Origin of the sequence: Azospirillum brasilense, assembly GCF_001315015.1 — a bacterium.
Lineage (GTDB): Bacteria > Pseudomonadota > Alphaproteobacteria > Azospirillales > Azospirillaceae > Azospirillum > Azospirillum brasilense.
The window spans coordinates 340,069-355,947 of sequence record NZ_CP012917.1; the positions used below are offsets into that span (position 1 = coordinate 340,069).

10 protein-coding genes are annotated in these 15,879 nt (G+C 68.2%); 6 read left to right on the forward strand and 4 right to left on the reverse strand.

Features of this window, described 5'->3' with window-relative positions; genetic code table 11:
• Positions 1 to 11: 11 nt before the first annotated feature.
• The 3 genes from AMK58_RS30060 to AMK58_RS26475 all read right to left on the reverse strand — a co-directional run bounded on the left by AMK58_RS30060 (position 12) and on the right by AMK58_RS26475 (position 4,527).
• Positions 12 to 2,771 carry a hybrid sensor histidine kinase/response regulator gene (locus tag AMK58_RS30060; protein WP_079285394.1) on the reverse strand — a complete coding sequence of 920 codons (2,760 nt, stop codon included), beginning with the start codon at positions 2,769 to 2,771 and terminating at the stop codon, positions 12 to 14.
• 145 nt (positions 2,772 to 2,916) lie between these two features.
• Positions 2,917 to 3,594 (reverse strand): TetR/AcrR family transcriptional regulator, encoded by a 678-nt coding sequence (locus AMK58_RS26470; protein ID WP_035682308.1) that lies wholly within the window; start codon positions 3,592 to 3,594, stop codon positions 2,917 to 2,919.
• A gap of 222 nt (positions 3,595 to 3,816) precedes the next feature.
• Positions 3,817 to 4,527 carry a TetR/AcrR family transcriptional regulator gene (locus AMK58_RS26475; protein WP_035682310.1) on the reverse strand — a complete coding sequence of 237 codons (711 nt, stop codon included), beginning with the start codon at positions 4,525 to 4,527 and terminating at the stop codon, positions 3,817 to 3,819.
• 209 nt (positions 4,528 to 4,736) lie between these two features.
• Between AMK58_RS26475 and AMK58_RS26480 the strand changes: the two genes are divergently transcribed.
• Positions 4,737 to 5,921 (forward strand): efflux RND transporter periplasmic adaptor subunit, encoded by a 1,185-nt coding sequence (locus AMK58_RS26480; protein WP_035682312.1) that lies wholly within the window; start codon positions 4,737 to 4,739, stop codon positions 5,919 to 5,921.
• A gap of 16 nt (positions 5,922 to 5,937) precedes the next feature.
• Positions 5,938 to 9,090 (forward strand): efflux RND transporter permease subunit, encoded by a 3,153-nt coding sequence (locus tag AMK58_RS26485; RefSeq protein ID WP_035682314.1) that lies wholly within the window; start codon positions 5,938 to 5,940, stop codon positions 9,088 to 9,090.
• A 128-nt stretch (positions 9,091 to 9,218) separates the two neighbouring features.
• On the opposite strand, the gene AMK58_RS26490 is transcribed toward AMK58_RS26485, so the two are convergent.
• On the reverse strand, positions 9,219 to 10,055 hold the full coding sequence (locus AMK58_RS26490; protein ID WP_059399660.1) for a MurR/RpiR family transcriptional regulator: 837 nt from the start codon (positions 10,053 to 10,055) through the stop codon (positions 9,219 to 9,221).
• A 372-nt stretch (positions 10,056 to 10,427) separates the two neighbouring features.
• Between AMK58_RS26490 and pflB the strand changes: the two genes are divergently transcribed.
• From pflB to AMK58_RS26505, 4 genes are all read left to right on the forward strand, one after another.
• Entirely contained in the window at positions 10,428 to 12,710 is a 2,283-nt protein-coding gene (gene pflB, locus AMK58_RS26495) for a formate C-acetyltransferase (RefSeq protein WP_059399661.1), read from the forward strand.
• A 185-nt stretch (positions 12,711 to 12,895) separates the two neighbouring features.
• Positions 12,896 to 14,173, forward strand: coding sequence for a phosphopyruvate hydratase (gene eno / locus AMK58_RS26500; RefSeq protein WP_059399662.1), 1,278 nt, complete (start codon positions 12,896 to 12,898; stop codon positions 14,171 to 14,173).
• Positions 14,174 to 14,211: 38 nt separating this feature from the next.
• Entirely contained in the window at positions 14,212 to 14,388 is a 177-nt protein-coding gene (locus AMK58_RS30715) for a hypothetical protein (RefSeq protein ID WP_155903499.1), read from the forward strand.
• Complete coding sequence (locus AMK58_RS26505; protein WP_059399663.1) at positions 14,385 to 15,872, forward strand: bifunctional enoyl-CoA hydratase/phosphate acetyltransferase; 1,488 nt, start codon at positions 14,385 to 14,387, stop codon at positions 15,870 to 15,872. The genes AMK58_RS30715 and AMK58_RS26505 overlap by 4 nt, the downstream gene beginning before the upstream one ends.
• Positions 15,873 to 15,879: the final 7 nt, after the last annotated feature.

A 15,879-nucleotide genomic window follows, 5' to 3' on the forward strand; every position in this document is an offset into this window, starting at 1 on the left:
CGGCCGAGGACTCACGCGGCGGTGCCGGTCTGGCGGGTCAGGGCTTCCTGGAGAAGGCGGGCGGTGACCGGTTTGAACATCAGGCCGATCCCGTGCCGTTCGGCCTCCTGCATCACGTCGGGGCCGGAATCGCCGGTCAGCAGGACGGCGGGGACCGGTGCGCCGGCCAGTTCGCGGATCTTCAGGATGGCTTCGGTGCCCACCTTGTGCTCGCGCAGCCGGTAGTCGGCGACCATCACGTCGGGCCGTCGCCCCGCCGCCCTCAGGCGGTCCAGCGCCTCCTCGGTGGAGGAGGCGACGATGGTGTCGTAGCCCCAGTCCTGGAAGATCGAGCGCAGCCCCATCAGGACGATGGCGTCGTCGTCGATCAGGACGGCCAGCCGCCCTCGCTTGGTTTCGCGGGACGGGGGAGGCGTAACTGGGGTTTCCGCGGCGTCGCCGAGCGGCACGGAGATGCGGAACACCGATCCTTTGCCGAGTTCGGAGCGCACCTCCACCGGATGGCCGAGCAGGGCGGACAGCTTCTGCACGATGGCGAGGCCAAGGCCGAGCCCCTGGTTGCGGTCCCGTTCGGGGTTGCCGACCTGATAGAACTCTTCAAAGATCCAGGACATCTGCTCGCCGGAGATGCCGATTCCAGTGTCGCGCACCTGGATGCCGGCGTGGCCGTCCAGGGGGTGGCACTCCAAGCGGATCACCCCGCGCTCGGTGTAGCGGATGGCGTTTTCCACCAGATTGCGGACCATGCGCCCCAGCAGGTTGCGGTCGCTGCGCACGGTCAGGTCATGGTGGTTCACCACCTGGAGATCCAGACCCTTGGCGGCGGCGACCGGGGCGTAGGCGGAGCCGATGTCGTCGAGCAAGGGCTTGACCGCAATGTCCTCGATCCGCGGTTCGATCACCCCGGCGTCCAGCTGCGAGACGTCCAGCAGGCTGTCGAGCAGGCCCTTCAGCGTCTCCATTCCGCGTTCCAGCATCGCCAGGGCGTCGCGCCCGCGCGGGGAATGGACGTGGCTGTGCAGCGCCTCGGCGAAGAAGAACATCGACTGCATGGGCTGGCGCAGATCGTGGCTGGCGGCGGCCAGGAAGCGGCTCTTGGAGCGGTCGGCCTGCTCCGCCGCCTCGCGGGCCATGCGGCTGTCGTGCACATCCACCGCGGTGCCGACCCAGGCGATGATTTGGTCGTTTTGGCGCATCGGGTTGATCCGGCATGCGTGCCAGCGGTAGACCCCGTCGTGGCGCTGCATGCGCACGTCGAAGCCGTAGGATTCGCCCGCGGCGATGCCGCGCTCGCGGCTGTCGAGCAGCCGTGGATAATCGGCGGGGTGGATGTAGGACCAGCGCTCCCCCTGTTCCAGGCTGCGCCCGGTGTAGGAGCGCCAGGCGGCGTTGTAGTACTCCCGGCCGCCGTCCGGCCGGTTGATCCACATCATCACCGGGGTGTTCTCGACCAGTTCGCGGAAGCGGGTCTCGCTCCGCCGCAGGGCTTCCTCGCCGGCCTTGCGCTCGGTGATGTCGGTCAGGGTAACGACGGCCAGGGTGATGCGGCAATCGGGATCGCGCACCGGTTCGGCGTCGGCCAGGCAGGTGATGGGACCGGCCGGAGTGTCGCGGCGCAGCTCCTCCTGCCGCACCACCGCACCGTCGCGCAGGGCGCGGACCAGCGGCAGCTCGGCAGACCCTTCCGGGCCGCCGGTGAAGGGGCGGGGATAGTCCTCGATGCGGTCGATCCGGCCCAGGGGCTGGCCGATCAACCGTTCCGCCGCGCTGTTGTGCAGGATCACCCGTCCGGTGGGCGCCTCCGCCACCACCACGCCGGCGCGCAGATGCTCCAGCACGGCCTTCAGCAGCGACCGCTCCGTCTCGCGCTGGCGGGTCAGGCGCCCGATTCCCCAGGCGGTGGCGATCAGGGTGAGCAGCAGGATCACCAGGAAGGGAAACCAGGAGCGCAGCGCCACCACGTCGGTGGCGCGCAATGCGGCGGCGTGATCGATGCCCACCGCGACGGCGAGCCCGTTGCTGTTCACGCCAGGAGGAGAATAGGCCACAATGCGGGGCACCCCGTCCAATCCCTCGGTCAGCGCCGTCGCCGTTCGGTCGCCGCTCAGGAAGAGGTTCAGCCGCTCCGGCAGCGGCTGTCCGACCAGTCCCGGAATATCAGGCACACGGACAATGATGGTGCCGTTGCTGTCGGCCAGCAGGACCGTCGTGTTCGGAGGCAACGGTTTGCGGGCCTGATACTGCCGCAGCCAGTCGAGGTCGAGCAGGGCGGTCACGACCACGGGATCGGAACCGTCGCCGGAAGTTCGGGCGTTGTCGTGCGCGTAGGGCATGGCAAAGGGCAGGACGTGACGCTCCAGCCCTTCCGCGACGATGTAGTCCCCCAATGCGAAGTGACCGGTGGACAGGGCCTGCTGAACCTCCGGCTGGTTGGCGACCCCGGTCCCGACGATCCGTCGGTCGGTGGCGCACCGGACGGTGCCGGAACGGTCGGCGAAGCCCAGGGTCAGGTAGCTGGGCAGGCGCTGCCCCAGCCGTTCCATCGTTTCCTGGCAGCCAGGGCCGGCGATGTTCGCCACCATCAGCGTGGCAAGGATGTGTTCGATGTCGTCGATGATCCGCCCCTGTTCGACATCGATCAGGTCGAGCAGGCGCAACGCCTCCTGACCGAGTTCGGCCTCCCGCTCCGCCCGCAGCCGGGTGTGGGAATAGACCTCGAACCCAATCAGCGGGGCCAGGGTGAAGACGAGCAGCAGAAGCCAGCGGGCCATGGACACGATCGACCGTCCCGGCCCGGGGGGCCGATGGGATGAAGGAAGCGATCGTGTGAACCCTAACATACCGAGGTATGTTGCAACGCCTGTCCTTCGGTCCTAACGCTTTCCTGTGTCCGGCTGCGCCGTCCTCAGCCCAAGGTCAGTGTTCCGCATTGGGGCGGGTGCCTGACAGAAAGAGGGTGACGGCCCGTCCGACGTAACGCTCCACCTCTTCCCTGGAGAAAGAGAGTTCCGGCAGGATCAAGCGGCGCAGCAGGATGTTGCCGGTGATCATGCCGATGAAACCGCGTGCGGCGGTCTCCGGCTCCACGACGGTCAGGGCACCGGCGGCGGTCTGCCGCGCCAGATAGTCGGCCAGCCGCCGCTGGGCGGTTTCCGGGCCGATGCGGAAGAAAGCTTCGGCAATGTCGGGGATGCGCCCGCCTTCCGACACCAGCACGCGGACGATGGCCATGGTGCGGTCGTCGAACAGCGCCGCCACGAGGTGCAGGGCGAAGCGTGTCAGCCCGTCCTCCGGTGCCGCACGCTCGTCGGCCTGGATGGCGGCCAGCCCCTCCTGGATGCGGGCGCTGTTCTCTTCCATCATCGCGCGGAACAGCCCCTCCTTGTCGCCGAAATGCTCGTAGAGGGTGGCGCGGGAGCCGCCGGCCCGGCCGATGATGTCGGTCAGCGTGGTCTTCTCGAAGCCCTTCTCGACGAACAGGGCCGCCGCCGCGTCGAGCAGGGCCTGCCGGCGCGCCCGACCGCGCGGGCCGACCGTCGGTGAGTCTTTGTCCGTCGTCCTGTCCGTCAATTCCCTGGCGCTTCCCCGGTCCATCGGTTTTTCCCTTAGCGCTGGCGGCGGTTGCCCCCACCCCGGCCCTCCCCCGCTATCGCAGGGGAGGGTGCCTTCTGCGAAGCGGCGGCAGTCCCCTCCCCTGCGAAGCGGGGGAGGGTTAGGGTGGGGGGCAACGCCACAACAAGCGCACGCATCATCGCGGGAGCTATGACCCCTGCCGTCCCCGCTGGCAAGACGGCAATACGCCGCTCTCCCTCGTGGTCAGGGCCGCGTCCCTGCGAGGAACAACCGCACGGACTGACGGACGTAACGCTCCAACTCCTCCATGGAGACGGGCTCGTCCGGAAGGATCAGCCGCTTGGTCAGCAGGTCGCCGACCACCATGCCGATGAAGGCGTGGGCGGCTCCCTCCGGATCGTCGATGCGCAGGCGCCCCGCCTCGGACCACTCGCGGAAGCAGTCGGCGAGCCAGCCGATGGTCTTCTCCGGGCCGACCTGGAAAAAGGCCTGGGCGATGTCGGGGATGCGCCCACCCTCCGACACCAGGATGCGCAGGATGGCGGTGGTTTCCGGCATGGTCAGCGTGCCGGCAATGTGCAGGCCGACGCGGTACAGATTCTCCTCCAGCCCCTCGGCCATCGCCGCCGGCCCGGCGGCGCGCGTGGCCGACATCTCCTCCAGCACGCGGTCGCAGTGGCGCTCCATCACCGCGCGGAACAGCCCCTCCTTGTCGCCGAAATGCTCGTAGAGCGTGGTGCGCGATCCACCGGCCTGCCGCAGGATGTCGGACAGCGAGGTCAGCGCGAATCCCTTCTCCACGAACAGCGCCGCCGCCGCGTCGAGCAGCGCCCGGCAACGCGCCTGGCCACGCGGGCCGCAGCCGGGCGTGTCGAAGCTGTTGATGCCGAGGCTGGCGATTCCGGCTCCGGCGATTCCGCCCTGGAACGGTGTGGATGCCCCCTTGTCGGGCATTGCGGTTCCCCCTTGCGCGAACGGTCGTTCTGAATGTATCGTCCGGTACAGTGTACTGTATGAGACAGTACGAATAAAGGGGTCATTTCGCACCGTCCGCGCGCACCGGCCTTTTCCGCCGGTCCCGAAAAAAGCCGGGCGGAACGTGGGAGATTCCCGGCTCATTAGGACATTTCATCGCCGCATCACGGCGTTTTCACGAGGAACGGATGTTCAACAGGAACGCATTTCTGTCTCTTGCCGTGGCGGCCTCCCTGACCGTGGTGCTGGGTGCCTGCCAGGACAAGAAGCACGCCGCCGGGGGCCAGCCGGCGCCCGGTCCGGCGGAGGTCGCGGTGGCGACCATCCAGCCGCAGAGCCTGTCGGTCACCACCGAACTGCCGGGCCGCACCGCGGCCTTCCGCGTGGCGGAGATCCGCCCGCAGGTCAGCGGCATCGTGCTGAAGCGCTTCTTCACCGAGGGCAGCGACGTCAAGGCGGGCGACCAGCTCTACCAGATCGACCCGGCCACCTACGAGGCCAACCTCGCCGTCGCCCAGGCCGACATCCAGAAGGCGGAGGCCAACCTGCAGGCCGCCCGCAACAAGGCGGCCCGCTACAACGACCTCGTCAAGAACAGCGTCGTCAGCAAGCAGGACTACGACGACGCCATGGCCTCGCTGAAGCAGAACGAGGCGCAGCTCGCCGCCGCCAGGGCCGCCCACAATCTGGCGCGCATCAACCTGGACTACACCAGGGTCTTCGCCCCCATCTCCGGCCGCATCGGCAAATCCGCCGTGACGGAAGGCGCGCTGGTCACCGCCAACCAGGCGACGGCGCTCGCCACCGTCCAGCAGCTCGACCCGATCTACGTGGACGTGACCCAGACCGCCTCGCAGCTCATGCAGCTCCGCCAGGACATGGAGAGCGGGCGCATCCGCCCGGCCGAGCCCGGAAAGATCCCGGTCTCGCTGTTCCTGCACGCGGCGGAGGCCCCCTATCCGCAGCGCGGCGAGCTTCAGTTCTCCGACGTGTCGGTCGATCCGGGCACCAGCTCCGTCCAGCTCCGCGCGGTGTTCCCGAACCCGAACCTGAATTTGCTGCCCGGCCTGTTCGTGCGCGCCCGCGTCGAGCAGGGCGTGGCCGAGAACGCGCTCGCCGTGCCGCAGGAGGCGGTGCAGCGCGGTCCGGACGGCTCGGCCCGCGTCTGGGTCGTCGGCGACGACAACAAGGTCAACCCGCGCACCATCAAGACCGAGCGGGCGATCAACAACGCCTGGCTGGTCTCCGACGGTCTGAAGGCGGGCGAGCGCATCGTGGTCGAGGGGCTTCAGAAGGTGAAGCCGGGGGGCGAGGTCAAGCCGGTGGCGGCCCAGGCCGCCGTGGCGGCCCTGCCCGGACCGCAGGCGCGCTGAGGCCGAGGACCGATCCATGTCGAAATACTTCATCGACCGGCCCGTCTTCGCCTGGGTCATCGCCATCGTCATCATGCTGGCGGGCGGTCTGGCGATCCTGGGCCTGCCCGTCGAGCAATATCCGAAGATCGCCCCGCCGACGGTGTCCATCACCGCCAGCTACCCCGGCGCGTCCGCGAAGACGCTGGAGGATACGGTCACCCAGGTCATCGAACAGAAGATGACCGGGCTCGACCACTTCCGCTACATGTCCTCGAACAGCGATTCGTCGGGCAACGTCACCATCACCCTGACCTTCGAGCCGGAGGCCAACCCGGACATCGCCCAGGTCCAGGTGCAGAACAAGCTCCAGCTCGCCGTGCCGCTCCTGCCGCAGGAGGTGCAGCAGCGCGGCCTCCAGGTGTCGAAGGCCGGCAACGACTTCCTGATGGTCGCCGGCTTCGTGTCCAGCGACGGGCGGCTGAGCCAGGGCGACATCGCCGACTATGTGGCCTCCAACCTCCAGGACACGATCAGCCGCGTCGAGGGTGTGGGCGACATCACCGTGTTCGGCCCGCAGCACGCCATGCGGATCTGGCTGGACCCCGACGCGCTGAACAGCCACCAGCTGACCACCATCGACGTCACCAACGCCATCAAGGCGGAGAACGCGCAGGTGTCGGCGGGTCAGCTCGGCGGCGCCCCGGCGGTCCCCGGCCAGCGCATCAACGCCACCATCATGGCACAGTCGCGCATGCAGACGCCGGAGGAGTTCGGCGCCATCCTGCTGCGCGTCAATCCCGACGGCGGCCAGGTGCGGCTGCGCGACGTCGCGCGGATCGAGATCGGGCAGGAAACCTACGAGATCACCGCCCGCTACAACGGCAAGCCGGCGGCGGGCCTGGGCGTCAAGCTGGCGACCGGGGCCAACGCGCTGGACACCGCCGCGGCGGTGAAGGCGCGCATCGCCGAGCTGTCGGCCTTCTTCCCGGAAGGGCTGGAGGTCATCTACCCCTACGACACGACGCCTTTCGTCGAGCTGTCGATCCACGAGGTCGTCAAGACGCTGATCGAGGCGATCATCCTCGTCTTCGCCGTGATGTACCTGTTCCTGCAGAACTTCCGGGCGACGCTGATCCCGACCATCGCGGTTCCCGTGGTGCTCCTCGGCACCTTCGGCGTGCTGTCGCTGTTCGGCTTCTCGATCAACACGCTGACCATGTTCGGCATGGTGCTGGCCATCGGCCTGCTGGTCGACGACGCCATCGTGGTGGTGGAGAACGTCGAGCGCGTGATGAGCGAGGACGGGCTGCCCCCGCGCGAGGCGACCCGCAAGTCGATGGGCCAGATCACCGGCGCGCTGATCGGCATCGCGCTGGTGCTGTCCGCCGTGTTCGTCCCCATGGCCTTTTTCGGTGGCTCGGCGGGCGCCATCTACCGTCAGTTCTCGCTGACCATCGTGTCGGCGATGGCGCTGTCGGTGCTGGTCGCCCTGGTGCTGACCCCGGCGCTCTGCGCCACCATCCTGAAGCCGGTGGCCAAGGGCCACGGCCACGCCAAGCGCGGCTTCTTCGGGCTGTTCAACCGCGGCTTCGACGCCAGCAGCCGCGTCTATCTGAGCGGCGTGCGCGGGGCGGTGTCGCGGCTCGGGCGCTACGGCCTTGCCTACGCGCTGATCGTCGGCGGTCTGGCCTACCTGTTCCTCCAGATGCCCTCCTCCTTCCTGCCGCAGGAGGATCGCGGGACCATGTTCGTGCTGTGGTCGGCCCCGCCGAACGCCAGCATCGAGCGCACGATGGAGACGACCAAGCAGGTCGAGACCTATTTCCTGGAGAAGGAGAAGGACAGCGTCGAGGGCCTGTTCACCATCGCCGGCTTCAACTTCGCGGGCCGCGGCCAGAACGCCGGCATGGCCTTCGTCCGGCTGCGCGATTGGAGCGAGCGCGAGTCCGCCGACCGCAAGCCGACGGCCATCGCCGGCCGCGCCATGGGCGCCCTGTCGAAGGCCAAGGACGCGGTGGTCTTCGCCTTCATGCCGCCCTCGGTTCCGGGGCTCGGCAACGCCACCGGCTTCGACCTCCAGCTGGTGGACCGCGGCGGCGTCGGGCATGACCGGCTGATGCAGGCACGCAACCAGCTGCTGGGCCTCGCGGCGCAGAACCCAAAGCTGGTCGGCGTCCGCCCGAACGGGCTGGAGGACACGCCGCAGTTCAAGCTGACGGTGGACCGCGAGAAGGCCAGCGCGCTCGGCCTGTCGCTGACCGACGTCAACACGACCCTGACGGCGGCCTGGGGCTCCTCCTACGTCAACGACTTCATCGACCGGGGGCGCGTGAAGCGCGTCTATCTCCAGGCGGACGCTCCCTACCGCATGCAGCCGAGCGACGTCGACCGCTGGTACATGCGCAACGCCATGGGGCAGATGGTCCCCTTCTCCGCCTTCACCACGGCGCAGTGGACCTACGGTTCGCCGAAGCTGGAGCGGTACAACGGCATGTCGTCGCTCAACATCCAGGGCTCCGCGGCGCCGGGCATCAGCTCCGGCGAGGCGATGCAGGAGATGGAGGCGATGATGGCCAAGCTGCCGCCGGGCGTCGGCTATGAGTGGACCGGCCTGTCCTACGAGGAGCGGCTGAGCGGGTCGCAGGCACCGGCGCTCTACGCCCTGTCCATGCTGATCGTCTTCCTCTGCCTGGCTGCGCTCTACGAGAGCTGGTCGGTGCCGGTGTCGGTCATCCTGGTGGTGCCGCTGGGCGTCATCGGCGCCGTGCTCGCCGCCACGCTGCGCGGCCTGCCCAGCGACGTCTACTTCCAGGTGGGCCTGCTGACGACCATCGGCCTGTCGGCGAAGAACGCCATCCTGATCGTGGAATTCGCCAAGGCGCTCTACGACGAGGGCATGGAGCTGAAGGATGCCGCCATCGAGGCGTGCCGCCAGCGCCTGCGCCCGATCATCATGACCTCGCTGGCCTTCGTGCTGGGCGTTCTGCCGCTGGCGACCAGCAGCGGCGCGGGCTCGGAAAGCCAGAACGCCATCGGCGTGGGCGTGATGGGCGGCATGATCTCCGCCACCGTGCTGGCGATCCTGTTCGTCCCGGTCTTCTTCGTCGCGGTCTACCGTCTGTTCGGCAGCAAGCGTGCCGGCGCCCACTCCCCGCCGGGTGCCGAGCCGGTGCACGCCGGCGACTGACGGTTCGGCTGCGGCTGGAAGCGGAAGGCCCGGTCCCGGAAACGGGGCCGGGCTTTTTGCTGTGGGAACTGCGGCAGAACGGCACAGGACGGGCGGGGCGGCTTGCTGCCAAACTAATATACTAGTATTTATTGTTCCCGGGGGTGGCGGCTGAGCGCCTGCTTGTGGCGTTCCAGGCGCTCCCGCAGGGCGTCGCCTTTGCGCAGCGCCACGGCAATCGACAGTATGTCGCCGAGGACCAGATGGCTGATGCGCGACGTCATGGGCGAGTGGATGTCGAAGTCTTCCGCGACGTCGGCCAGCAGGCTGACCGTGGCGAGCTGCGCCAACGGCGAGCCGGAGCGGGTGATGGCGACGACCGCGGCGCCGGACGACAGCGCGTTCTGCACGGCCTCCAGCATGTCGCGGGTGCCGCCCGAACTGGACACGGCGACCACCGCGTCGCCGGGGGCGAGCGACAGGGCCGACACGAAATAGACGTGGGCGTCGCTGTAGGCGACGGTGGGAATGCCCAGCCGGAAGAAGCGGCGCTGGATGTCCTGCGCCACCGTGCCGGAGTTGCCGGAACCGTAGAACTCGATCCGCCGCGCCCCGGCCAGCAGGTCGGCGGCGCGGTCCACCGATTCCGCCGACAAGTTGTTGCGCACCTGCATGAGCGTCGCCAGGGTGCGGTCGAACACCTTGCCCGCGATGCCCGCCGCCCGGTCGTCCGGGCTGACCTCCTGGTCGATGAAGGGCATGCCGGCGGCGATGTCCTGGGCCAGCTTGATCTTGAACTCGCGGAAGCCGCTGCAGCCGAGCGCCCCGCAGAAGCGGGCGATGGTCGGCTCGCTGACCCCGGCACGTTCCGCCATGTCGGCCATCGACAGGGTGATGACCTCGCCCGGCTGGGCCAGCACGCAGTCCGCCAGCTTCCGTTCCGAAGGACGGAGCCCGTCGCGCACCGCCATGATCCTCGCCAGCATCGGCCTGTTCCCCCGTTCCGTCCGTCCGACACTGTAGCACGGATAGTAAAACTACATGACCCGATAGGAGGGTGCTATCGGCGGCACTGTTCCACATACCGGGACCGCCGACGATGCGGCGTTCCGTCACAGTAAGTTCATCAAAGACCGTGGAAAATCAACCGCTTTTGCCTTGCGCGCTTCGCTGATCCGGTTTATGTAGCAAAACTACAGAATGACTTTTGGCCCTGCCGGCTTCACAGCCCGTTGCCATACCGCCGCTCCCGCCCCGATCGGAGTCCGGCGGTCTTCCGACCCCTCCACTGGGGGGCCTCCAGGGTCGATCAGCGACGCGGCGCGTGCCGCCCAGACGCCTTTTCGTGAGGAGACATCATGGACACCCTGCTGAGAGACGGACTCGTCGAGACCCCGGAACAGCAAGCCGAGCGCCCCTGGCGCCGCTTCGTTCCGGGCGTCTGGCAGCAAGAGGTCAACGTCCGCGACTTCATCGTCCGCAACGTCCACCCCTACGCCGGGGATTCGCGCTTCCTGACCGGCCCGACCGGACGGACCAAGGCCCTGTGGGACAAGGTCACCGCCCTGCTGAAGGAGGAGCGCGCGGCCAAGGGCGGCGTGCTTGACGCCGACACGGAGGTCTTCGGCTCGATCATCGCTCACGCACCGGCCTACATCGACCAGGAGCTTGAACTCGTCGTCGGCCTGCAGACGGACAAGCCGCTGAAGCGCGCGATCATGCCCTTCGGCGGCTGGCGGATGGTCAAGAACGGGCTGGAGGCCTACGGCTTCAAACCCTCGCCCAAGCTGGAGGAGGTCTTCCCCGGCCTGCGCAAGTCGCACAATGACGGCGTCTTCGACGTCTACACCGAGGAGATGCTGCGCTGCCGCAAGTCGGGCGTCATCACCGGCCTGCCGGACGCTTACGGCCGCGGACGCATCATCGGCGACTACCGCCGGCTGGCGCTCTACGGCGCGACCTTCCTGATCGAGGACAAGAAGGCCCAGTACAAGAGCCTTGAGCTGGACCGCGTCGACGAGCACACGCTGCGCCTGCGCGAGGAGATTACCGAGCAGATCAAGGCGCTGAAGGAATTGGCCGCCATGGCCAAGACCTACGGCTTCGACGTGTCGCGCCCGGCGGCCAACGCCCGCGAGGCGGTGCAGTGGACCTACCTCGCCTATCTGGCGGCGGTGAAGGAGGCCAACGGGGCGGCCATGTCGCTCGGCCGCGTCTCCAGCTTCCTCGACGTCTACGTCGAGCGCGACCTGCGCGACGGCCTGCTGACCGAGGAGGAGGCGCAGGAGCTGATCGACCAGTTCGTGACCAAGCTGCGCATCGTCCGCTTCCTGCGCACGCCGGAATATGACCAGCTCTTCTCGGGTGACCCGACCTGGGTGACGGAGTGCATCGGCGGCATGGCGCTCGACGGGCGCACGCTGGTCACCAAGAACAGCTTCCGCATGCTCCAGACCCTGAACAACCTCGGCCCGGCGCCGGAGCCGAACCTGACCGTTCTGTGGTCGGAAAGCCTGCCGGAGGGCTTCAAGAAATTCTGCGCGGAGACGTCGATCAAGACCTGCTCGGTGCAGTACGAGAACGACGACCTGATGCGGCCCTACTGGGGCGACGACTACGGCATCGCCTGCTGCGTCTCGGCCATGCGCATCGGCAAGCAGATGCAGTTCTTCGGCGCCCGCGCCAACCTCGCCAAGACGCTGCTCTACGCCATCAACGGCGGCCGCGACGAGGTCTCGGGCGAGCAGGTCGGCCCGGCCTTCGCGCCGATCACCGGCGACGTGCTCGACCACGACACGGTGGTCGCCCGCCTGCTGCCGATGATGGAATGGCTGGCCCGCGCCTACATGAACACGCTCAACGCCATCCACTTCATGCACGACAAGTACATGTACGAGCGGCTGGAGATGGCGCTGCACGACCGCGACGTGCTGCGCACCATGGCCTGCGGCATCGCCGGCCTGAGCGTCGTCGCGGACAGCCTGTCGGCGATCAAGCACGCCACGGTCAAGGTGGTCCGCGACGAGCGCGGGCTGGCCACCGACTTCGTCATCGAGGGCGACTATCCGGCCTTCGGCAACAACGACGACCGGGTCGACGGGATCGCGGTGTGGCTGGTGGAAACCTTCATGGGTCTGCTGCGCAAGCAGAAGGCCTACCGCGACGCGGTGCCCACGCAGTCGGTGCTGACGATCACCTCGAACGTGGTCTACGGCAAGAAGACGGGCAACACGCCGGACGGGCGCAAGGCCGGCCAGCCCTTCGCGCCGGGGGCCAACCCGATGCACGGGCGCGACCGCAAGGGGGCGATCGCCTCGATGGCGTCGGTGGCCAAGCTGCCCTACGCCCACGCCCAGGACGGCATCAGCTACACCTTCACCATCGTGCCCGGCGCGCTGGGTCCGACCGGGGGTGAGCGGGTGGACAATCTGGTGGGCATGCTGGACGGCTATTTCGGTCAGGGCGGCCACCACATCAACGTGAACGTCTTCGACCGCGAGACGCTGCTGCACGCCATGGACCATCCGGAGCTGTACCCGCAGCTGACCATCCGGGTGTCGGGTTACGCGGTGAACTTCATCAAGCTGACCCGCGAGCAGCAGATGGACGTCATCAGCCGCACCTTCCACGGCGCGCATTGAGAAGAGTCTGAGCAGCGAAGCACTCGCCCCCACCCTGACCCTCCCCCGCTTCGCAGGGGAGGGGATGAACTCCCTCTCCCGCCCAGCGGGGGAGGGAAGGGGCCCGCGCAGCGGGAAGGGTGGGGGCTCCGCCGCGACCACTTTCCCCGAAAAATCCACTCTCCAATCAAGGTCCACACCCCGCCATGAGCGCCATTACCGAAATCCACGCCCGCGAGATCCTCGACAGCCGTGGGAACCCGACCGTCGAGGTGGACGTCCTGCTCGAATCCGGCGCGTTTGGCCGCGCCGCCGTTCCGTCGGGCGCCTCGACCGGCGCGCACGAGGCGGTGGAGCTGCGCGACGGCGACAAGTCCCGCTACGGCGGCAAGGGCGTGCTGAAGGCCGTGGAGTCGGTCAACGGCGAGATCTTCGACGCCATCGCCGGCCTCGACGGCTCCAACCAGCGCGCCCTCGACCTCGCCATGATCGAGCTGGACGGCACCCCCAACAAGGGCCGCCTCGGCGCCAACGCCATCCTCGGCGTCTCGCTCGCCGTCGCCAAGGCCTCGGCCGAGGAAGCCGCGCTGCCGCTGTTCCGCTACGTCGGCGGCGCCTTTGCCAACCTGCTGCCGGTGCCGATGATGAACATCATCAACGGCGGCGCCCACGCCGACAACCCGATCGACATCCAGGAGTTCATGGTCATGCCGGTCGGCGCCGAGACCGGCGCCGAGGCCATCCGCATGGGCGCGGAGATCTTCCAGGCGCTCAAGAAGAAGCTCAAGGATGCCGGCCACAACACCAACGTCGGCGACGAGGGCGGCTTCGCCCCCAACCTCGCCTCGACCGAGGACGCGCTGGGCTTCGTGATGAAGGCGATCGAGGCGGCCGGCTACAAGCCGGGCGACGACGTCATGCTGGCCATCGACGCCGCCTCGACCGAGTTCTTCAAGAACGGCAGATACGAGCTGGCCGGCGAGGGCAAGTCGCTGGCGTCGGAGCAGATGGTGGCCTACTGGGCCGATCTGGTCGGCCGCTACCCGATCATCTCGATCGAGGACGGCATGGCCGAGGACGACTGGGAGGGCTGGAAGGCGCTGACCGACGCCATCGGCGGCAAGGTGCAGCTGGTCGGTGACGACCTGTTCGTGACCAACCCGGCGCGTCTGGCGGACGGCATCAAGAAGGGCGTGGGCAACTCGATCCTGGTCAAGGTCAACCAGATCGGCACGCTGTCGGAGACGCTGGAGGCCGTCGACATGGCGCACAAGGCCGGCTACACGGCGGTCCTCTCGCACCGCTCGGGCGAGACCGAGGACAGCACCATCGCCGATCTGGCGGTCGCCACCAACTGCGGCCAGATCAAGACCGGCTCGCTGTCGCGCTCCGACCGGCTGGCCAAGTACAACCAGCTGATCCGCATCGAGGAGATGCTCGGCGCAGCATCCCGCTTCGCCGGACGCGGCATCCTCAAGGCGTAACGGCCCAACGGAAGGCGGCTGCGGCAAAGTGTCCGGTGATGCCGGATTTGCTGCGCCGCACCGCCTTTTCCGCTAATATATCAGTACACAAAAAGACGCTCGCAGAAGAAGACGGCAAGACGTGCTTCTCCTTTCAGCAAGGCGCGCGCCGGGAGGGATCGGCTGAAACGGGCAGCATCATGCCTTTTTCTCTTATCCGGAGTGTTCTGCAATGACTGCCAATGGTGAAACCAGCGGCGACCTCCCGGCCGTGCCGACCGAGGCGGCCCCGATCGAGAACGTCACCTTCGACGAGATCGTGGTCGGCCAGTCCGCCAGCATCGCACGGCAACTGACCGTGATGGACGTCGAGCTGTTCGCCACCGTCTCCGGCAACATCGATCCGGTTCATCTGGACGCGAAATTCGCCGCCGACAGCCGCTTTCAAAAGGTGATCGGGCATGGCATGTGGTCCGGCGCGCTGATTTCCGGCGTGCTGGGGACCCGGCTGCCCGGCGCCGGCACCGTCTATGCCGGCCAGGACCTGCGCTTCCGCCGCCCGGTCGGGCTGGGCGACGTCATCACCGCCACCGTCACCGTGCGCGAGAAGCAGGCCGACAAGAACATCGTCGTCTTCGACTGCCTGTGCACCAACCAGGACGGCGAGGTCGTGGTGACCGGGGCCGCCGAGGTGGTGGCGCCGACCCGCAAGGTCCGCCGCGCCGCCCACGCGCTGCCGCAGATCCAGATGATCCGTCACGACAAGCACGACGCGCTTCTGCGCAAGTGCGACGGGCTGGAGCCGGTCGCCACGGCGGTCGCCCATCCCTGCGACGAAAGCTCGCTGAAGGGTGCGGTGGAGGCGGCGGAAGCCGGCCTGATCGACCCCATCCTGATCGGCCCGGCGGCGAAGATCCGCGCGCTGGCCGCCGCCCACGGCCTGGACATCGCCCGCTACCGTCTGATGGACGTCGAGCACAGCCACGCCGCTGCCGCCGCGGCCGTCGCGCTGGCCCGCAACGGCGAGGCCGAGGCGGTGATGAAGGGCAGTCTGCACACCGACGAGCTGATGGCCGAGGTCGTCCGCAAGGAGACCGGCCTGCGCACCAGCCGCCGCATCAGCCACGTCTTCGTGATGAACGTACCCACCTACCCGCGGGCGCTTCTCATCACCGACGCGGCGATCAACATCTACCCGACGCTGGAGGACAAGGTCCACATCGTCCAGAACGCCATCGACCTCGCCAAGGTCCTGGGCGTCGAGACGCCGCGCGTCGCCATCCTGTCGGCGGTGGAGACGCTCAACCCGAAGATCGCCACCACGCTGGAAGCCGCCGCACTCTGCAAGATGGCCGACCGCGGCCAGATCACCGGCGGCATCCTCGACGGCCCGCTGGCCTTCGACAACGCCATCAGCGCCGAGGCCGCGCGCATCAAGGGCATCAAGTCCCCCGTATCGGGCCAAGCCGACATCCTGCTCGTCCCCGATCTGGAAGCCGGCAACATGCTGGCCAAGCAGCTCTCCTTCCTCGCCAACGCCGACGCGGCGGGCATCGTTCTCGGCGCGCGGGTTCCGGTCATCCTGACCAGCCGCGCCGACAACGTCCGCACCCGCCTCGCCTCCTGCGCCGTGGCGGCGCTGGTGGCCGTCGCGCGCCGTCCCGCCCTCGCGCTCAACGCCGTTGCCGCTCCCCTGGCTGCCCCCCTGGCTGCGGAGTGAGGATCAC

Excerpts from the sequence above, each read along its gene's own strand:
- AMK58_RS30060 (WP_079285394.1), bottom strand. The coding sequence starts at position 2,771 with ATGGCCCGCTGGCTTCTGCTGCTCGTCTTCACCCTGGCCCCGCTGATT.
- AMK58_RS26470 (WP_035682308.1), bottom strand. The coding sequence starts at position 3,594 with ATGGACCGGGGAAGCGCCAGGGAATTGACGGACAGGACGACGGACAAA.
- AMK58_RS26475 (WP_035682310.1), bottom strand. The coding sequence starts at position 4,527 with ATGCCCGACAAGGGGGCATCCACACCGTTCCAGGGCGGAATCGCCGGA.
- AMK58_RS26480 (WP_035682312.1), top strand. The coding sequence starts at position 4,737 with ATGTTCAACAGGAACGCATTTCTGTCTCTTGCCGTGGCGGCCTCCCTG.
- AMK58_RS26485 (WP_035682314.1), top strand. The coding sequence starts at position 5,938 with ATGTCGAAATACTTCATCGACCGGCCCGTCTTCGCCTGGGTCATCGCC.
- AMK58_RS26490 (WP_059399660.1), bottom strand. The coding sequence starts at position 10,055 with ATGCTGGCGAGGATCATGGCGGTGCGCGACGGGCTCCGTCCTTCGGAA.
- pflB (WP_059399661.1), top strand. The coding sequence starts at position 10,428 with ATGGACACCCTGCTGAGAGACGGACTCGTCGAGACCCCGGAACAGCAA.
- eno (WP_059399662.1), top strand. The coding sequence starts at position 12,896 with ATGAGCGCCATTACCGAAATCCACGCCCGCGAGATCCTCGACAGCCGT.
- AMK58_RS30715 (WP_155903499.1), top strand. The coding sequence starts at position 14,212 with ATGCCGGATTTGCTGCGCCGCACCGCCTTTTCCGCTAATATATCAGTA.
- AMK58_RS26505 (WP_059399663.1), top strand. The coding sequence starts at position 14,385 with ATGACTGCCAATGGTGAAACCAGCGGCGACCTCCCGGCCGTGCCGACC.